General features: G+C 70.4%; 18 protein-coding genes. 12 read left to right on the forward strand and 6 right to left on the reverse strand.

The window, feature by feature from the left end:
* Position 1: 1 nt before the first annotated feature.
* Positions 2 to 637 carry a metal-dependent transcriptional regulator gene (locus tag AB6V31_RS01310; RefSeq protein ID WP_369363563.1) on the forward strand — a complete coding sequence of 212 codons (636 nt, stop codon included), beginning with the start codon at positions 2 to 4 and terminating at the stop codon, positions 635 to 637.
* A 55-nt stretch (positions 638 to 692) separates the two neighbouring features.
* Here the strand turns inward: AB6V31_RS01310 and AB6V31_RS01315 are convergent, their stop codons facing one another.
* Positions 693 to 1,640 (reverse strand): SDR family NAD(P)-dependent oxidoreductase, encoded by a 948-nt coding sequence (locus tag AB6V31_RS01315; protein ID WP_295843891.1) that lies wholly within the window; start codon positions 1,638 to 1,640, stop codon positions 693 to 695.
* Between the two features lie 192 nt (positions 1,641 to 1,832).
* Here AB6V31_RS01315 and AB6V31_RS01320 point away from each other — a divergent pair, with 192 nt between their 5' ends.
* The 3 genes from AB6V31_RS01320 to AB6V31_RS01330 all read left to right on the forward strand — a co-directional run bounded on the left by AB6V31_RS01320 (position 1,833) and on the right by AB6V31_RS01330 (position 3,109).
* A complete protein-coding gene (locus AB6V31_RS01320) occupies positions 1,833 to 2,003 on the forward strand; it encodes a CsbD family protein (protein WP_055832729.1) in 171 nt (56 codons plus the stop codon).
* Between the two features lie 110 nt (positions 2,004 to 2,113).
* A complete protein-coding gene (locus tag AB6V31_RS01325; RefSeq protein WP_268102614.1) occupies positions 2,114 to 2,944 on the forward strand; it encodes an HAD-IIA family hydrolase in 831 nt (276 codons plus the stop codon).
* An 18-nt stretch (positions 2,945 to 2,962) separates the two neighbouring features.
* Positions 2,963 to 3,109 carry a hypothetical protein gene (locus AB6V31_RS01330; RefSeq protein ID WP_176786312.1) on the forward strand — a complete coding sequence of 49 codons (147 nt, stop codon included), beginning with the start codon at positions 2,963 to 2,965 and terminating at the stop codon, positions 3,107 to 3,109.
* A 147-nt stretch (positions 3,110 to 3,256) separates the two neighbouring features.
* Here AB6V31_RS01330 and pyrE read toward each other — a convergent pair whose 3' ends face one another.
* Positions 3,257 to 3,835 (reverse strand): orotate phosphoribosyltransferase, encoded by a 579-nt coding sequence (gene pyrE / locus AB6V31_RS01335; RefSeq protein ID WP_268102615.1) that lies wholly within the window; start codon positions 3,833 to 3,835, stop codon positions 3,257 to 3,259.
* 83 nt (positions 3,836 to 3,918) lie between these two features.
* Here pyrE and AB6V31_RS01340 point away from each other — a divergent pair, with 83 nt between their 5' ends.
* The 3 genes from AB6V31_RS01340 to AB6V31_RS01350 all read left to right on the forward strand — a co-directional run bounded on the left by AB6V31_RS01340 (position 3,919) and on the right by AB6V31_RS01350 (position 6,572).
* Positions 3,919 to 4,764 (forward strand): exodeoxyribonuclease III, encoded by an 846-nt coding sequence (locus AB6V31_RS01340; RefSeq protein ID WP_369363567.1) that lies wholly within the window; start codon positions 3,919 to 3,921, stop codon positions 4,762 to 4,764.
* A gap of 116 nt (positions 4,765 to 4,880) precedes the next feature.
* Positions 4,881 to 5,306 carry a YciI family protein gene (locus tag AB6V31_RS01345; protein ID WP_056224684.1) on the forward strand — a complete coding sequence of 142 codons (426 nt, stop codon included), beginning with the start codon at positions 4,881 to 4,883 and terminating at the stop codon, positions 5,304 to 5,306.
* Between the two features lie 6 nt (positions 5,307 to 5,312).
* On the forward strand, positions 5,313 to 6,572 hold the full coding sequence (locus tag AB6V31_RS01350; RefSeq protein WP_369363570.1) for an RNA polymerase sigma factor: 1,260 nt from the start codon (positions 5,313 to 5,315) through the stop codon (positions 6,570 to 6,572).
* Between the two features lie 80 nt (positions 6,573 to 6,652).
* Here the strand turns inward: AB6V31_RS01350 and AB6V31_RS01355 are convergent, their stop codons facing one another.
* Positions 6,653 to 7,225: an NADPH-dependent FMN reductase gene (locus AB6V31_RS01355; RefSeq protein ID WP_369363571.1), complete on the reverse strand. Its 573-nt coding sequence runs from the start codon at positions 7,223 to 7,225 to the stop codon at positions 6,653 to 6,655.
* 144 nt (positions 7,226 to 7,369) lie between these two features.
* Here AB6V31_RS01355 and AB6V31_RS01360 point away from each other — a divergent pair, with 144 nt between their 5' ends.
* The 5 genes from AB6V31_RS01360 (at position 7,370) to AB6V31_RS01380 (ending at position 12,811) form a co-directional block, all read left to right on the forward strand.
* A complete protein-coding gene (locus tag AB6V31_RS01360; RefSeq protein ID WP_056224690.1) occupies positions 7,370 to 8,629 on the forward strand; it encodes a sensor histidine kinase in 1,260 nt (419 codons plus the stop codon).
* Positions 8,622 to 9,299 carry a response regulator transcription factor gene (locus AB6V31_RS01365; RefSeq protein WP_056224692.1) on the forward strand — a complete coding sequence of 226 codons (678 nt, stop codon included), beginning with the start codon at positions 8,622 to 8,624 and terminating at the stop codon, positions 9,297 to 9,299. Before AB6V31_RS01360 ends, AB6V31_RS01365 begins: the two co-directional genes overlap by 8 nt.
* A gap of 230 nt (positions 9,300 to 9,529) precedes the next feature.
* A complete protein-coding gene (locus AB6V31_RS01370) occupies positions 9,530 to 10,414 on the forward strand; it encodes an ABC transporter ATP-binding protein (RefSeq protein ID WP_074694814.1) in 885 nt (294 codons plus the stop codon).
* Between the two features lie 65 nt (positions 10,415 to 10,479).
* Entirely contained in the window at positions 10,480 to 11,556 is a 1,077-nt protein-coding gene (locus AB6V31_RS01375; protein ID WP_369364113.1) for an ABC transporter permease, read from the forward strand.
* A gap of 97 nt (positions 11,557 to 11,653) precedes the next feature.
* Positions 11,654 to 12,811, forward strand: a complete 1,158-nt coding sequence (locus AB6V31_RS01380) for a hypothetical protein (RefSeq protein WP_369363574.1) — start codon at positions 11,654 to 11,656, stop codon at positions 12,809 to 12,811.
* Between the two features lie 6 nt (positions 12,812 to 12,817).
* On the opposite strand, the gene AB6V31_RS01385 is transcribed toward AB6V31_RS01380, so the two are convergent.
* From AB6V31_RS01385 to AB6V31_RS01395, 3 genes are read right to left on the reverse strand one after another with little or no spacing between them, the layout of a single operon-like run.
* Positions 12,818 to 13,198 carry a VOC family protein gene (locus AB6V31_RS01385; RefSeq protein ID WP_074694638.1) on the reverse strand — a complete coding sequence of 127 codons (381 nt, stop codon included), beginning with the start codon at positions 13,196 to 13,198 and terminating at the stop codon, positions 12,818 to 12,820.
* 14 nt (positions 13,199 to 13,212) lie between these two features.
* Complete coding sequence (locus AB6V31_RS01390) at positions 13,213 to 13,998, reverse strand: hypothetical protein (protein ID WP_369363576.1); 786 nt, start codon at positions 13,996 to 13,998, stop codon at positions 13,213 to 13,215.
* A 39-nt stretch (positions 13,999 to 14,037) separates the two neighbouring features.
* Positions 14,038 to 15,819: a glycoside hydrolase family 15 protein gene (locus AB6V31_RS01395; protein ID WP_369363578.1), complete on the reverse strand. Its 1,782-nt coding sequence runs from the start codon at positions 15,817 to 15,819 to the stop codon at positions 14,038 to 14,040.
* Positions 15,820 to 15,852: the final 33 nt, after the last annotated feature.

Below are 15,852 nucleotides of genomic sequence, written 5' to 3' on the forward strand. Positions count from 1 at the left end.
AGTGGAATCGCCCGTGGCCGACGACTATCTCAAGGCGATCTACCACCACACCGAGTGGCAGGACAATCCGATCACGCCCTCGCAGCTCGCCGCGGTGCTGAGCCTCGCGCCGTCGAGCGTGACCGAGATGGTCAAGAAGCTCGCCGCGCAGGGGCTCGTCACGCACCGGCCGTACGGACCGGTGTCGCTGACGACCGCGGGCGGGCGACGTGCGGCGGGCGTCATCCGTCGCCACCGTCTCATCGAGACGTGGCTCGTCCGCGAGTTCGGCTACTCGTGGGACGAGGTGCACGACGAAGCCGAAGTCCTCGAGCACTCCCTCAGCGACCGTCTGCTCGAGGGCATCGACGAGCGGCTCGGCCGCCCGCGTTTCGATCCCCACGGAGATGCGATTCCGGATGCCGACGGTTCGGTACACCGCGAACCCTTCGTGCTCCTCGCCGAGGCGCCGGCCGGGCACTCGGGTCGGGTCCTGCGCGTGAGCGACCGCGATCCGGAGCTGCTGCGAGCCCTCGTGGAGAACGGCATCGACGTGGGGCATGAACTCGAGGTGCTCAGCGACGACGTCGTGCGCGCCGACGGCGTCGAGGTCGCGTTGCCCGCGGGGGCGGGGAGCTCGGTCTGGCTGACGCGCTGACACGCGTCACCGGGCGAGCTGAGCCCTCTCACCGAGATCGACCGAAGACCCGGATTCAGGATGCCGCGCGTCGAGCCCGATCGAACGGCCACCGCACGTGCGTCGCCGTCTCGCACGCGCGCCACAGGTCGGCGCCGAGCTCTCCGCCGCGCGTCCGACGAGCGGGGGTCGCCACCCGCGGTGCGCCCCGCGCGACCAGCGCCGGTCCGTACATCGAGCCGCCCTCGGCGAAAGGGTCGACGAGCGCGCGGACGAGCGCCCAGGCTCCCTGCTCTTTGGACTGCGTGATCGGGGCCTGCAGGTTGTCGAGGAAGCGGGTGAGACGACTCGGCTCGTTGACCCCGCGCACTCCGCGGGTCCGGCCGCTCGTCGAGTACCCGGGGTGCGCGACGAGGCTCTCGACCGGGACGCCGTGAGCCATCAGGCGCTTCTGCGCCTCGAGCGCCAGAGCGGTCGTCGCCGCCTTCGACTGCACGTACGCGCGCCACGGCGAATAACCCTCACGCAGTTCGGGGTCGGTGGGGACGTGGCGCCACAGCGAGGTCGACATGCTGCCGACCCACACCATGCGCCCACGCGCGGCGGCCAGGGGCTTGAGCAGCTCGCCGGCGAGCGCGAAGTGCCCGAGCACGTTGGTCGCGAACACCAACTCGTGGCCGCCGGCGGTCTCGCGCTCCTTGGGCGGGTGGACGATGCCCGCGTTCAGCAGCAGACCGTCGAGGCGCCCGCGTGCACGGGCCGTGGCAGCGGCGGCTCGCACCGAGCCCATGTTGCTGGTGTCGAGCAGCAGCGTCTCGATGCTGGCATCCGGAGTCGATCGCTTGATCGCGGCCTTGGCCGCGGACATCTTGTTGGGATTGCGCCCCGTCAGCAGCACATGGGCTCCGGCGCCGGCGAGCTGCTCGCAGGCGAAGAAGCCGAGCCCGCGCGTGGCGCCGGTGACCAGATAGGACCGCCCGGAGAGGTTCGGGAGGTTCTCGGGGTCCCACTCGGTTCGCGTCACCCTTCGACCCTAACGAGATCGAGCCCGTCCGTCACGGGTGCATTCCGCAGACGGAATACCGCCCGATGAAAATTTTTTCGCGACCTCGCGTGACGAATCCCGCTCGGGGTGCGTCTCCTCTGTGAGCAACCTGCTCCGTCGCGACGAGATACTCCCGCCGCCGACGCCGACACGACAAGAAGGAGTCAGATCATGGGTCTCGACGACAAGATCAAGAACGCCGCTCAGGACATCGTGGGCAAGGCGAAGGAAGCGATCGGCAACGCGACCGACAACGACAAGCTCGCCGCCGAAGGCAAGGCCGACCAGGTCAAGGCCGACGCCAAGAAGGCCGGCGAGAACGTGAAGGACACTTTCAAGTAAGTCGGCTTCCGCGGACGGGCGGGCCACGACTCCGGTCGGGCCCGCCCGCGCTCGTTCACGGGGAAATCACCCCTGGGAGCGTGTCGGTGGCCGGGTCTAGGCTGGGCCCCATGCGGACCCGAGGCGACATCGAGTGCTGGCTGACCGATATGGACGGCGTTCTCGTCCATGAGAACACGCCCATCGCCGGAGCATCCGAGCTGCTCGCGCAGTGGCGCTCCGAGGGCACGCCGTTCCTCGTGCTGACGAACAACTCGATCTACACCCCGCGCGACCTCAGCGCCCGTCTGCGGGCCTCGGGGCTCGTCGTCCCCGAGTCGTCGATCTGGACGTCGGCGCTCGCCACGGCCGACTTCCTGAAGTCGCAGATGCCCGGTGGCTCCGCCTTCGTCATCGGCGAGGCGGGGCTCACCACCGCCCTGCACGAGGCGGGCTTCATCATGACCGAGACCACCCCCGACTACGTCGTCGTGGGCGAGACCCGCAACTACTCGTTCGAAGCGATCACGAAGGCGATCCGCTTCATCCGCGGGGGCGCGCGGTTCATCGCGACGAATCCGGATGCCACGGGCCCCTCGACCGAGGGAGTGCTGCCCGCCACCGGAGCCATCGCGGCCCTGATCACCAAGGCCACGGGCAAGGAGCCCTACATCGTCGGCAAGCCCAACCCGATGATGTTCCGCTCCGCCCTCAACCGCATCGGCGCCCACAGCGAGAACACCGGCATGATCGGCGACCGCATGGACACCGACATCGTCGCCGGCATCGAGGCGGGCCTGCACACGGTGCTCGTGATGACCGGCATCAGCGACCAGCGCGAGATCGAGCGCTACCCGTTCCGCCCCGACGAGATCCTGGGCTCGGTCGCCGAACTCGTGCGCGCCGAACCCGTCGAGACCGATCTCGCCGACGGCGAAGCGGGCCTCGAAGCGGGACTCTGAGCCCGAGGAGACCACATCATGGACGACCGCACTCTCTGGCTGATCGTCGCCTTCGTCATCACGGCGGGAACACTCGTCGCCTTCATCGTGCAGTGGCGCCGTTCGCGTCGCGGCGGCAGCGGTCGTCGCGACCCGTTCGATGGGCCGGGAGACGACGCGCCCTGAGCACGGCTGTCGCGCCGTTCGGGGCGGCGAGGGGTCGGCATCCACCCCCTGATCGTCACGAGAACAGGGGGTGTCACCGCGACAGGACGATTCGCGCGGAATCGGCCTGTTCCCAGCGCACCAGCCTGTTTTGGTGACGCGGCGGGCCTACTGCGGGGCGAGGCCCAGGTCGTCGAGGTCGATCGACCCCAGCCACTGCAGGCCCTCGGCCTCGATCGCGGCCTGAGCGCCGGTCTTGCGGTCGACGACGACCGCGACGGCGACGACCTCGGCGCCCTCGCGGCGCAGGGCCTCGACGGCCTTGAGCGCCGACTGGCCCGTGGTCGAGGTGTCTTCGACGACGACGACGCGCTTGCCCTTCACATCGGCGCCCTCGATCTGGCGGCCGCGGCCGTGGTCCTTGGGCTCCTTGCGCACGACGAACGCGTCGAGCGGGCGACCGGCGTGCACCGACTCGTGCATGACGGAGTTGGCGATGGGGTCGGCGCCGAGCGTGAGTCCGCCGACGGCGACGACGCCGTCGAGGTCTTTCACCAGGTCGAGCACCAACCGGCCGATCGCGGGAGCGGCGCGGTGGTCGAGGGTGAGCTTGCGCATGTCGACGTAGTACGTCGCCTTCTTGCCGCTCGAGAGGGTGAAGTCGCCGTGGAACACCGCCTCGTCCTTGATGAGGCCGATGAGGGCCTGACGGTCGGCTTCGAGCTCGGGCGTGGAGGCGGTGGTCACGGCCCCGAGTTTAGTGCTCCATACGGATAACGCCGGGGTCACCCTGGCCGCCGATGTCGGCGGCCGAAAGTAGGCTGGATGCCATGCGCCTGGCCACCTGGAACGTCAACTCCATCCGTGCCCGCGTCACCCGCACCGTCGAGTTCTGCGTGCGCGAGCACATCGACGTGCTGGCGATGCAGGAGATCAAGTGCAAGACGGAGCAGTTCCCGTACGCGGCGTTCGAAGAGGCCGGGTACCACGTCGCCGCGCACGGCCTGAATCAGTGGAACGGCGTCGCCATCGCGAGCCGTGAGCCCCTCGAGGACGTCGAGATCGGCTTCCCCGGCATGCCCGGGTTCGAGAAGGGCAAAGAGGGCCCCGACCTGCCGCAAGAGGCGCGCGCGATCGGCGCGACCGTCAACGGCGTGCGCGTGTGGAGCCTCTACGTGCCCAACGGGCGCGGGCTCGACGACCCGCACTACGTCTACAAGCTCGACTGGCTCGACAAGCTGCGCCAGTACACGGCCGACACCCTCGAGAAGAGCCCCGATCTGCCGCTCGCGCTGACCGGCGACTTCAACATCGCCCCGACCGACGACGACAACGGCGACCCCACGGTCGTCGAGGGCGCGACCACCCACGTCTCCCCGCCCGAGCGCGAGGCGTTCCGCGCCTTCGAGACCGCGGGTCTCACCGACGTCGTGCGTCCGCTGATCCCCACCGGCTACACCTACTGGGACTACAAGCAGCTGCGCTTCCCCCGCAACGAGGGCCTGCGCATCGACTTCATCCTCGGCTCGCGGGCGTTCGCCGACGCGGTGCACGGCGCCGAGATCCATCGCAACGAGCGCAAGGGCGAGGTCCCCAGCGACCACGTGCCCGTCGTCGCCGACCTCGACCTCTCGGGCGCCGACGACGAGGACGACCTGCCGATGATCTTCGGCTGAACGCCGGCTCAGCGGCATCCGGAAACTTTTTTCCGCACCCTGTCGATTCCTTCGTTGCCCGTTCGACGCGATAGTAGGGGAACGGTTCCCCGGAGCACCGACGAGAGAGGACGACGATGAAGTACATGCTGATCATGCGCGGCACCGACGAGGCGTACGCGGAGTACAAGAAGATCCCGTTCGAGCAGGTCATCAACGAGATGGGCGCGTACAACGAGTCCATGGTCAACGCGGGGGTGCTCGTCGCCGGCGACGGCCTCGCCGAAGACATGAGCAAGAACTTCGTCGTCGAGTTCGGCGGTGAGGAGCCGGTCGTCACCGACGGCCCCTACGGCGAGACCCATGAGCTGTTCAACGGCTTCTGGATCATCGAGGTCTCCAGCAAGGACGAGGCCGTCGAATGGGCGCGACGCGCGCCTCTCATCGCGGGCAACACGCTCGAGGTGCGCCGCGTGACCGACGAGACCGACTTCGCGGCATTCGCCGACAACGAGTACATCCAGAAGGAAGAGGGCTGGCGCGAGGAGCAGGCCGCGCGCTGACCCGACGTGACCGACGACCTCTCGCGACGCGTCGCGGCGATCTGGCGCATCGAAGGCGCCCGCATCGTCGCGACGCTCGCGCGCGTGGTCGGTGATCTGCCCACCGCCGAAGACCTTGCGCACGACGCTCTGCTCGAGGCCCTGGCGCAGTGGCCCCGCGAGGGCGTGCCGCACAACCCCGGGGCCTGGCTCACCGCTGTCGCGAAGCGCCGCGCGATCGACGGGTGGCGTCGCGAGCGGGTGCGCGGCGAGAAGTACGAGCTCATCGGCGCCGATCTCGACGAGGTGGCGGATGCCGTGTGGCAGCCCATCGACGACGACGTGCTGCGCCTGGTGTTCACGGCGTGCCACCCGGTGCTCGCCCGCGACGCGCAGGTCGCGCTGACCCTCAAGGTCGTCGGCGGTCTCGACACCGAGGCGATCGCACGCCTCTTCCTCGTACCGGTCCCCACCATGCAGCAGCGGATCGTGCGCGCCAAGAAAGCGTTGAGCGCGGCCGGGGTGCCGTTCGAGGTGCCCGAGCCGTCTGAGTGGCCCGCTCGACGGACCGCCGTGCTGGCGGTGATCTACCTGATCTTCACCGAGGGCTACGCCGCGAGCACCGGTGACGCGGTGCTGCGCACCGAGCTCGCGCACGAGGCCGTGCGGCTGGGGCGCGTGCTCGGTCGTCTGCTCCCCCGCGAGCCGGAAGTGCTCGGGCTGTCGGCGCTCATGGAGCTGCAGGCGTCGCGCTTCGCCGCCCGCGTCGATGCGAACGGCGATGCCGTGCTGTTGGCCGACCAGGACCGTCGGCGCTGGGACCGGTCGGCGATCGCGCGCGGCCGGATGCTTCTCGAACGCGCCGAAACCCTCGGCCGAAACGCCGGGCCGTACCAGCTGCAGGCCTCGATCGCCCTGTGTCACGCCGAGGCCCCGAGTGTCGACAACACGGATTGGCCGCGCATCGTGCAGCTCTACGACGCGCTCGGTCGGCTCGGAGCCAATCCGGTCGTGGCGCTCAATCGCGCGGTCGCGGTGGCCATGGCATCCGGTGCCCTCGAAGGCCTCGCGGCCGTCGACGCGCTCTCGGCGACCGGGACGCTGAAGGGGTCGCACCTCATCCCGTCGGTGCGGGGTGAGCTGCTGTCGCGCCTGGGGCGATCGGCCGAGGCGCGCGCGGAGCTGCTCGCCGCCGCCGGGCTCACGCGCAACGAGCGCGAGGCGGCGCTGCTCCGACGCAAGGCCGAGGCGCTGGCTCGCGATTTCGACGGAGAGTCGGAGGGGTAGGGCCGGTCCTTCGAGCGGGAACCCGGCGCGCGCGAGGACGGGGCCGAGGGCAAACCCCCGACCCCGTCGCGAAAGGCGCCTCAGACGGCGGGGACCTCGGCGGGAGCGGTGCGCTTCGCGAGGGTCACGAGCGCCTCGATGATCGAGCGCAGGAACGCGGCCGTGCCCTCGTCGGTGACGGTGCCGTCCTCTTCGAACAGGCCGGGGGTCGACTGAATGTAGCCCTCGGGCTGACCGAGGACGAGCGCGTTGTAGTGCAGGAGCACGGCGCGCAGGTGCTGCTGGCCGGCCGCGGTGGCGATGCCACCCTGCGAGGTGCCGATGACGGCGGTGGGCTTGTCGGTGAACGAGGCCTCGCCGTAGGGGCGGGCAGACCAGTCGAGGGCGTTCTTGAGCACGCCCGGGATCGAGCGGCTGTACTCGGGGGTCACGACGAACATGGCGTCGGTGTCTTCGATGGCCTTCTTGAAGTCGCGCGCGACCTGGGGGAAGTCGCCGTCGTAGTCGGGCGAGTAGAAGGGCAGGTCCTTGATCGGGACCTCCTTCAGCGTCACGCCCTCGGGGGAGACCTTCTCGAGCGCCTTCGCCAGACGGCGGTTGATCGAGGTGCTGGAGATGCTGCCGACGATGTAGCCGATCGTGTAGTCGGTCACGATGATCCTCTTTCTGGACGACGGGGGCGCCGGGCGCCCGAACTCATTCACGTGCAAGCATCACGATCGAACCTGTATTCCCCCTCCTCTTGACTCCGCCTCGCGGGGGATGCAGGTGTCGGCGGTCCGCTCTAGCGTGGAGGGATGCCACGACTCACGCGCGCGCAACAGCGCAACGACATCGTGCTCGCGGTCGTGTTGTTCCTCGGGGGCGTGCTGAGTGCGGTGCTGTCGTCGATATCGGGCATCTACGGCGACCAGCAGGGCTCTCTCGCCGTGGCGCTCGGCTACGTCGCCGTACTCGCGATCCCGCTGGCGTTCCGCCGACGGTGGCCGTCGGTGGCGGCGGTCATCGTGACCTTCGCGTACTTCCTCGCCGTAACCTTCCGCATCCCCGAGCTCTATGCCGGCAACATCGCCATGTTCATCGCGCTGTACACGGTGGGCGCGTGGGAGACGAACCGCCGGCGCGCGACGATCGTGCGCATCGCCCTCATCGTGGGCATGTTCGCGTGGTTGTTCGTCGTCATGTTCCAGCAGGCCACGCTCCCCGTCGGCGAAGAGGTCGAGGGGGCCTTCTCTCGGGCGGGGTCGTTCTCGCCCTTCGTCGCGTACCAACTGCTCACCATCGGGGTGAACGCTCTGTTCTTCGGGGGCGCCTACTACTTCGGCGACCGCTCCTACCAGCAGATGCGCGAGCGCGCGGCCCTCGAGGAGCGCACGGCGGAGCTCGAGTCCGAGCGCGAAGTGACCGCGGCGCAGGCCGTGGCCCTCGACCGCGTGCGCATCGCGCGCGAGCTGCACGACGTGGTCGCCCATCACGTGTCACTGATGGGCGTTCAGGCGGGCGTCGCCCGCTCGCTCCTGACCCGCGACCCCGACGCCGCTCGAGAGACGCTCTCGAGCGTCGAGAGCTCGGCGCGCACCTCTCTTCACGAGCTGCGCCAGCTGCTCGAGACGCTGCGCGCCCCGGGGTCGGACAGCGCCCCCGACACCGCCCCCACCACCCATGGCCTGACGTCGATCCCGTCGCTGGTCGATGACGCCACCGCCGCAGGGCTTCCGACGACCTTCACCCTCGTCGGCCAACCCGCGTGCGACCCGCCACCCCTCGTGCAGGTCAACCTCTACCGCATCGCCCAAGAGGCGTTGACGAACGCCCGCCGCCACGCGGGTCCCGACGCCACCGCCGACGTGCGCCTTCGGTTCGAATCGGATGCCGTCGAGCTCGAGATCTCGAACACCGGGCGCAGCGGTTCCGCAACCCCGGGCCTCGGTCAGCTCGGCATGCGCGAGCGCGCCGCCGTCTCGGGCGGGACGATCGAGATCGGGCCGCGCTCACGCGGCGGATACCTCGTGCGGGCGCGTGTGCCCCTCGCTGCGGCGGAGGTGGCGAATGTCTGAGCTGCGCGTTCTGCTGGTCGACGACCATGCCATGATGCGGGCGGGGTTCCGGACGATCCTGTCGCTCGAGCCCGACATCGACGTGGTGGGTGAGGCGGCATCCGGTGTCGAGGCCCTCGCCGCCGCGGCCCGTCTGCGACCCGATGTCATCTGCATGGACGTGCAGATGCCCGACATGGACGGCCTCGAAGCGACCCGGCAGCTGACCGCCGACCCCGCGTCGGAGGCGGCCGTCCTCATCGTCACGACCTTCGACCGCGACGACTACCTCTTCGCGGCGCTGGCCGCCGGGGCCAGCGGATTCCTGCTCAAGAACGCGGGGCCGGAGGAGCTGGTGTCGGCCGTCCGGATCGTCGGATCCGGCGATGCTCTGCTCGCCCCCGAGGTCACCCGCCGGGTCATCGAGCGTTTCGCAACGCGTGACGCCGAGGTGCCGGCATCCCCTCCCTCCGCCACCGTCGAACCGCTGAAGATGAGCGAGCCGCTGACCGAGCGCGAGAGCGAGGTGCTCTCCCTCGTCGCCGAGGCGCTCAGCAACGCCGAGATCGCGGCGCGCCTGTTCATCGGCGAGGCGACGGTGAAGACGCACGTGTCGAACGTGCTGCAGAAGCTCGGCGCGCGCGACCGCGTGCAGGCCGTGGTGCTGGCACACCGGCACGGCCTGGCCTGACCGGCGGCGCTATCGAGCGGCGCTCCCGCGCCGAGATGACCCGCGATCCGCGAGCTCGCCGACCGTTCGGCGGCATCCCGGGTCATCTCGACGGACGCGGGCGAGCTCGGCGGGGCGGTGGCGGGGCGCACCCCCTCCCCCTCACGGTGGAGCCACGAACCGCCCCACGGCGGAGGTGGCGCGGCATCCCTATCCCTAGCGTGGGAGACATCGAGAAGAAGGGATGGATCGTGCTCCATCTGGACGGCATCACCAAGAGCTACGGCGGACGCCGCGTGCTCGACGGCGTGGGCTTCGACGTCGCCCCCGGGCGCCTCACGGGCTTCGTCGGCGGCAACGGCGCGGGAAAGACCACGACGATGCGCATCGCGCTGGGCGTGCTCGGCAAGGACGCGGGCACCGTCGAATTGAACGGCGCGGCGGTCACCACCGCCGACCGGCGCCGCTTCGGCTACATGCCCGAGGAGCGCGGGCTGTACCCGAAGATGAAGGTGGCCGAGCACATCGCCTACCTCGCTCGGTTGCACGGCTTCGGCAAGGCGGAGGCGACCCGCAAGGCGACGACGCTCCTCGAGCGCCTGGGCCTCGGCGAGCGCCTCGGCGATCTCATCGAAACGCTCTCGCTCGGCAACCAGCAGCGCGCGCAGATCGCCGCCTCGCTCGTGCACGAGCCCGAGGTGCTGATCCTCGACGAGCCCTTCTCGGGTCTCGACCCGCTCGCGGTCGACGTGGTGGCCGGCGTGCTCCAGGAGAAGGCCGCCGACGGCGCGGCCGTGCTGTTCTCGTCGCACCAGCTCGACGTCGTCGAGCGCCTCTGCGACGACCTCGTCATCATCGCCGACGGCACGATCCGCGCGAAGGGAAGCCGCGAAGGTCTCCGCGCCGAGCACGCGACCCACCGCTACGAGCTGGTCTCGCGCGGCGACACCGGGTGGCTGCGCGACGAGCCCGGGGTGCAGGTGATCGACTTCGACGGCGGATACGCCCTCTTCGACGCCGACGACGACCTCACCGCCCAGCGCGTGCTGCGCGACGCGGTCGGCCGCGGCGACGTCGCCAGCTTCTCTCCTCAGCGCCCCACCCTGGCCGAGATCTTCAAGGAGGTCATCCAGTGAGCACTCCGACCATCACCCCTCCCCCCTCGTCGACGAAGGCGGCACCCCACCGCGCGCCGGGAGAACTGCACAGCATCTGGCTGGTCGCCGAGCGCGAGATCGGCTCGAAGCTGCGCAGCAAGGCCTTCGTCATCTCGACCGCGATCCTCATCGTCGCCGCCCTCGCGTCGGTGCTCTGGGGCGGTTTCACCGCCTCGAACGCCAGCGCCAGCGGCATCCCGGTCGCCGTCACCTCGCAGACGCAGAGCGATGTGTCGGGTCTCGACGGCCTCGAAGTGACGGTCGCCGACAGCGACGACGCCGCGCGCGCCCTCGTGGCGGACGGGACGGTGGATGCCGCCCTGGTCTCGGGATCGTCGGAGTCGGCGTTCGACTTCACCGTCGTGGTGAAGGACAGCGTCCCCTCGACGCTCCTGCAGATGCTGAGCGACACCCCGCCGGTGGACCGCCTCGAGCCCGGGTCGAACGCCGCCGACGTGCTGCGGTACTTCATCGCGCTGGCCTTCGGCATCGTCTTTCTTATCGCGGCGACGACCTTCGGCGGGACGATCGCGCAGAGCGTGGTGGAAGAGAAGCAGACGCGCGTGGTCGAGATCCTCATCTCGGCGATCCCCGTGCGGGCCCTGCTCGCGGGCAAGGTGCTCGGCAACACGATCCTCGCGATGGCCCAGATCGTTCTGCTCGCCGCCGTCGCGGTCGTGGGACTGTCCGTCACCGGTCAGGCCGGGGTGCTCGACGCTCTCGGCGCCCCGATCGCGTGGTTCGCGATCTTCTTCCTGTTCGGCTTCGTCCTTCTCGCGGCGCTGTTCGCCGCGGCCGCGGCGATGGTCTCGCGCCAGGAGGACATCGGGGCGACGACCACCCCGATCACCATGCTGATCATGGCGCCGTACTTCCTCGTGATCTTCTTCAACGACAACCCCGTCGTGCTGACGATCATGTCGTACGTGCCGTTCTCGGCTCCGGTGGGGATGCCGCTGCGCATGTACCTCGGCGACGCGCAGTGGTGGGAGCCCGTGCTCTCGCTCCTCGTGCTGCTCGCCTCGTGCGTGCTCGCGATCGGTGTCGCCGCGCGCATCTACCGCAACTCGCTGCTGCGCATGGGGGCGCGCGTCAAGCTCGGCGAGGCTCTGCGGGGCTGACCGGTTCGGGTCCGGTCGGCGGGCGGGTGGATGCTGCGGCTTCGGCATCCACCCGCCCTTTTCGTCGTCGTGAAGAGGCATCGTTAGGCTCGATGACATGCTGCGCCTGCTCGCTTTCCTCGCGCTCGGAGCCGTCCTCGGCGGTCTCGCGGTAGCCGCCCTCGGGGATCAGGAAACGGGTTTCGGGATCTTCGGAATCGCTCTCGCGGTCTTCATCATCTCGACCGTGCTCGTCAGCGTCGCGAAGTCCCTGTCTCCCGCGCTCCCCTCGCCGGCGGCGGTCACCGCGGCCCGCGACGCTCGCCGTCTCGGTCGCGCCCGCATCGACGGGGTCCGCCAGACCGGCACCCTCGTCAACGACCAGCCGGTGTGCGAGATCGACGTCACCGTGATCGCCCTCGACGGCGGGGCGTGGGCGACCACCCTCCGTCGGATCGTCCCTCTCATCGAACTCGCCGCGTATCAGCCGGGCCTCGAGCGCGATGTCGTGATCCTGCTCGACGGCGGCCCCGAGGTCGTCTTCGCCGACGGCGAGCTCTCCCCCACCGAGCGGGAGCGACTCGTCGTGCCGGCCCGATCGGCGGTCGCGCTGCGGCCGATCGAAATGGGAACCCGCGTCCGCAACGGACGCCGGAGCGGCCCCCTGCTCGGCGTGGGTCGTCGCGGGCGGCCGTGGCGCCTGGCCCTGTTCGCGATGGCCACGATCGTGGCCGCGACCGTGGTCCTGCTGCCCTATCGCGACGGCATCGCCCTCACGGTCGCCGCGTGGCAGGACGGCCGCTGGAGCGCCGACATGCGCACCCCCGACTCCCTGCAGACGGCGAAGCGCGCCTTGCAGGCCGAGATCGGCCACGATCAGGTGGTCTCGATCGTCGTGACCCCGGATGCCGTGATCGTCGACGCCCCGATCCGCGCCGGGGAACAGGCGACCGACGAGTGGAACTTCCGCGCGGGGCGTGTCACCCACGAGGGAGCCGCGCTGAGCCAGCCCCGTGTCGCCGAGGAGCAGTTCTCGTGGAGCGACCTCGCACTCGACCGGGTGTGGCCCGCCCTTCAGGAGGCCTCGGACCAGAGCGGCCTCCCGATCGAAGGCACGCCGGTGTCCATCAGGCGCACGAGCGACGGCGATATCGAGAGCCCCACGTTCAGCGAGAGCGTGGGGGTTCCGGACGTCTCGTTCGGACTCAGCGACGACTACCGCAGAGCGTCCTTCACCCTCTCGGCCGACGGAAGCCGGCTCACACCGGTCGGGTGAACCCGGTCACTCGTCGAGGACGGCGAGCACGTTGCCCGCCGGGTCGCGGAACCACGCGATCAGCGGACCGCCCTCGCGCATGATCCCGCGGGAATCGGTGGGGAAGTCGGCGTCGTCGTAGATCTTCGTGTCGACGCCGCGCGAGCGCAGATCGTCGACGGCCGCCTCGACGTCGGCCACCGGGAAGTTGAGCACGGTGAACGACGCGGGCTCGTGGCGCGGCTTGCCGTAGACGAGGACGCGCCCTCCGGACCCCAGATGGAGCGTGAGGAACCCCGACCCCTCGAGCACCTCCACCCGGAGTCCGAGGGTGTCCGCGTAGAAGCGGTGAGCGGCCTCGAGGTCGTCGACCGCGAACCCCGAAAACGCGCCATCGGCACGGAACATGATGTCCTCCTTCGCTATTGCGCCACGTAGGCCGTGACGCTCGGTGACAGACGGATCGGGATGCCGGTGACGTCGGAACCGTCGGGGTCGCCGATCGCGACGGTCAGACTCTCGTCGACACCGAAGATCGCGGCTCCCTCCTGCGCTCCGCTCGCGCACCCGGCCGACCACGGACGGTTGTCGGTGGACGTGAACGTCACGATGCAGCGCCCGTCCCCGTCGTCGGGTTGGGCGAGGTAGATGCGGAAGTCGCTGACCGTGGCGATGTAGCGCGTGCTCCCGGCGTCGATCCCGCTGTCGCGCAGGATCTCGGCCGAGATGACGTCCTCGACCGTCTGCGGGAACGTCAGTTCGGGAAGGGCCGCCGCTGCGGGGTCGGGGGTCGCCGCCACGGTCGGTGCCGTGCTCGCCCCGATCGCGATGCCGATCCCGAGCACGACGAGGGCGCCGACGACGGTCGCGATGATGCGGAGGAGGCGACGCGGCGGCGAGGCCGTGGCATCCGGGATCGTGGCGCGGGTGCGGTCCACGTCGCCGTCCGGCTCCGACGTGCCGGGCTCGGAGAGGGCGTAGGCGTCAGAGGCCGTCGAGGGGTCGGCCCGTGGGCCGACGGGGGACGAGGGCCGCGTGGGATCGAGCGCTCCGACGGGGGCAGGTGCCGCGACCGTGACGGGGACGGCAGAGCGACGCGCGCGTTCCTCGAGCTCGGCGAGGCGCTCGATCATGTCGGGCGTCGCCGTGGCCCCCTCGGCCCCGTACACGCGCTCGCGCAGGCGGTGCAGCTCGACGTCGTCGTCCATGCGTTGACTCTAGGCCCGGGTCGGCGCGACCGGCCCGACTCAGTCCTCGCGAGTGGGCGCCGTGGCGTCGAGGGCGTCGGCGGCACCGACCAGAGCGAGGTGCGAGAGCGCCTGCGGGGTGTTCCCGGCCTGTCGACCGGTCGTCGGGTCGTACTCCTCGGACAGCAGGCCGAGATCGTTGGCGACGGCGGTCAGCCGCTGCATGAGAGCGAGGGCCTCGTCGCGGCGCCCGCTGTGGGCGTACTGGCCGACCAGCCAGAACGAGCAGGCGAGGAAGGGGTGCTCGTCGCCGGTGAGACCGTCGACACCCGTTGTCCGGTACCGCAAGAGCCAGCCGTCGGGCATGAGCGTCTCTTCCATGCGCGCCACGGTGGCGAGCATGCGCGGGTCGTCGTAGGCGCAGAAGCCCACCTGGGGCAGCACGAGCAGCGAGGCGTCGACCTCGTCGGTGTCGAAGTGCTGGGTGAACCACCCGCCGGCGTGCACGCCGCGCGCATCGATCTCGGCCCGGACCCGGTCGCGCAGGGTGCGCCAGGTCTCGACGTCACCATCGAGCCCGCCCTCTTCGACGGCCCGGATGCCGCGGTCGAACGCCGCCCACACCATCGCCCGCGAGTGCGTGAAGAAGTGCGGGTCGCCGCGCATCTCCCAGATGCCGAGATCGGGGCGATCGACCTCGCCGGCCAGTTGATCGAGGAGCGCACGCTGCAGGGCCCACGAGAACGTCGTCTCTTCGACGCCGGCGTCACGAGCCGCCTCGAGGGCCACCATGACCTCGCCGATGACGTCGGCCTGGTACTGATCGACCGCGCCGTTGCCGATGCGCACGGGGGCCGCGCCCCCGTAGCCGGGAAGACCGGAGATCTCGCGCTCGGGAAGATCGCGCTCGCCCGCGATGCCGTACATGATCTGCACGTCCGCCGGATCGCCCGCGATCGCCCGAAGGAGCCAATTGCGCCAGCGGTGAGCCGCGTCGAGGTACCCGTGATCGATGTACGCGCTCAGGGTGAGGGCGGCGTCGCGCAGCCAGACGTAGCGGTAGTCCCAGTTGCGCGAGCCGCCGAACGCCTCGGGGAGCGAGGTGGTCGCCGCCGCGACGATGCCGCCCGTCTCGGAGTGGGTCAGGGCGCGGAGAACCATGAGCGAGCGGGTGACGAGTGCCGCGTGCGTACCGGCCGACTGCACCCGGTCGGCCCACGCGGCCCACCATTCGCGGGTCCGCTCGAGCGCCGCCTCGACGTTGAACGGCGCCGGCGGATCCTGCCACGACGGCCCCCACGCCAGCACCGAGTCGACGCTCGTGCCCGCGACCGTCGTCCATCGGCCGCGGTGAGCGGTGTCGACGGCGATGAGGCGGGGGCCCCGGAGGGTGACGGCGTCGGGTCCGGCGACGGCCAGGATGGCGTGCTCGTCGCCGCGGCCCACCTGGCGCACCCACGGCACGGCGCGAGCGTAATCGAAGCGGAGCCGCACCTCGCTGACGAAGTCGACCTCTCCCGACACCCCGACCACGCGGCGGATGAGCGCCTCGACGCCCTCGTCGACCGGCATCGCGTCGTAGACGTCGGCGACCCCCGTCGCGGTCTCCCATCGCGTGACGAGGACGAAGGTGTCCCCGTCGTAGCGCCGGGTCGCCGTGGCCTCGGGATCGGCCGGCCGCAGCGACCACGCCCCGTGGGACTCGTCGCCGAGCAGGGCACCGAACATCGATCCGCTGTCGTACCGCGGCAGGCACAACCAGTCGACGCTCCCGGCGGAGGAGACGAGGGCGGCGGATCGGCAGTTGCTGAGGACCGCGTAGTCCTCGATCGGAGTCGTCACCCTCGGATTGTGGCAGGTGCCGCCGACATCATG

This window comes from Microbacterium sp. 16-032, assembly GCF_041079455.1.
GTDB classification, from domain to species: Bacteria; Actinomycetota; Actinomycetes; order Actinomycetales; family Microbacteriaceae; genus Microbacterium; species Microbacterium testaceum_A.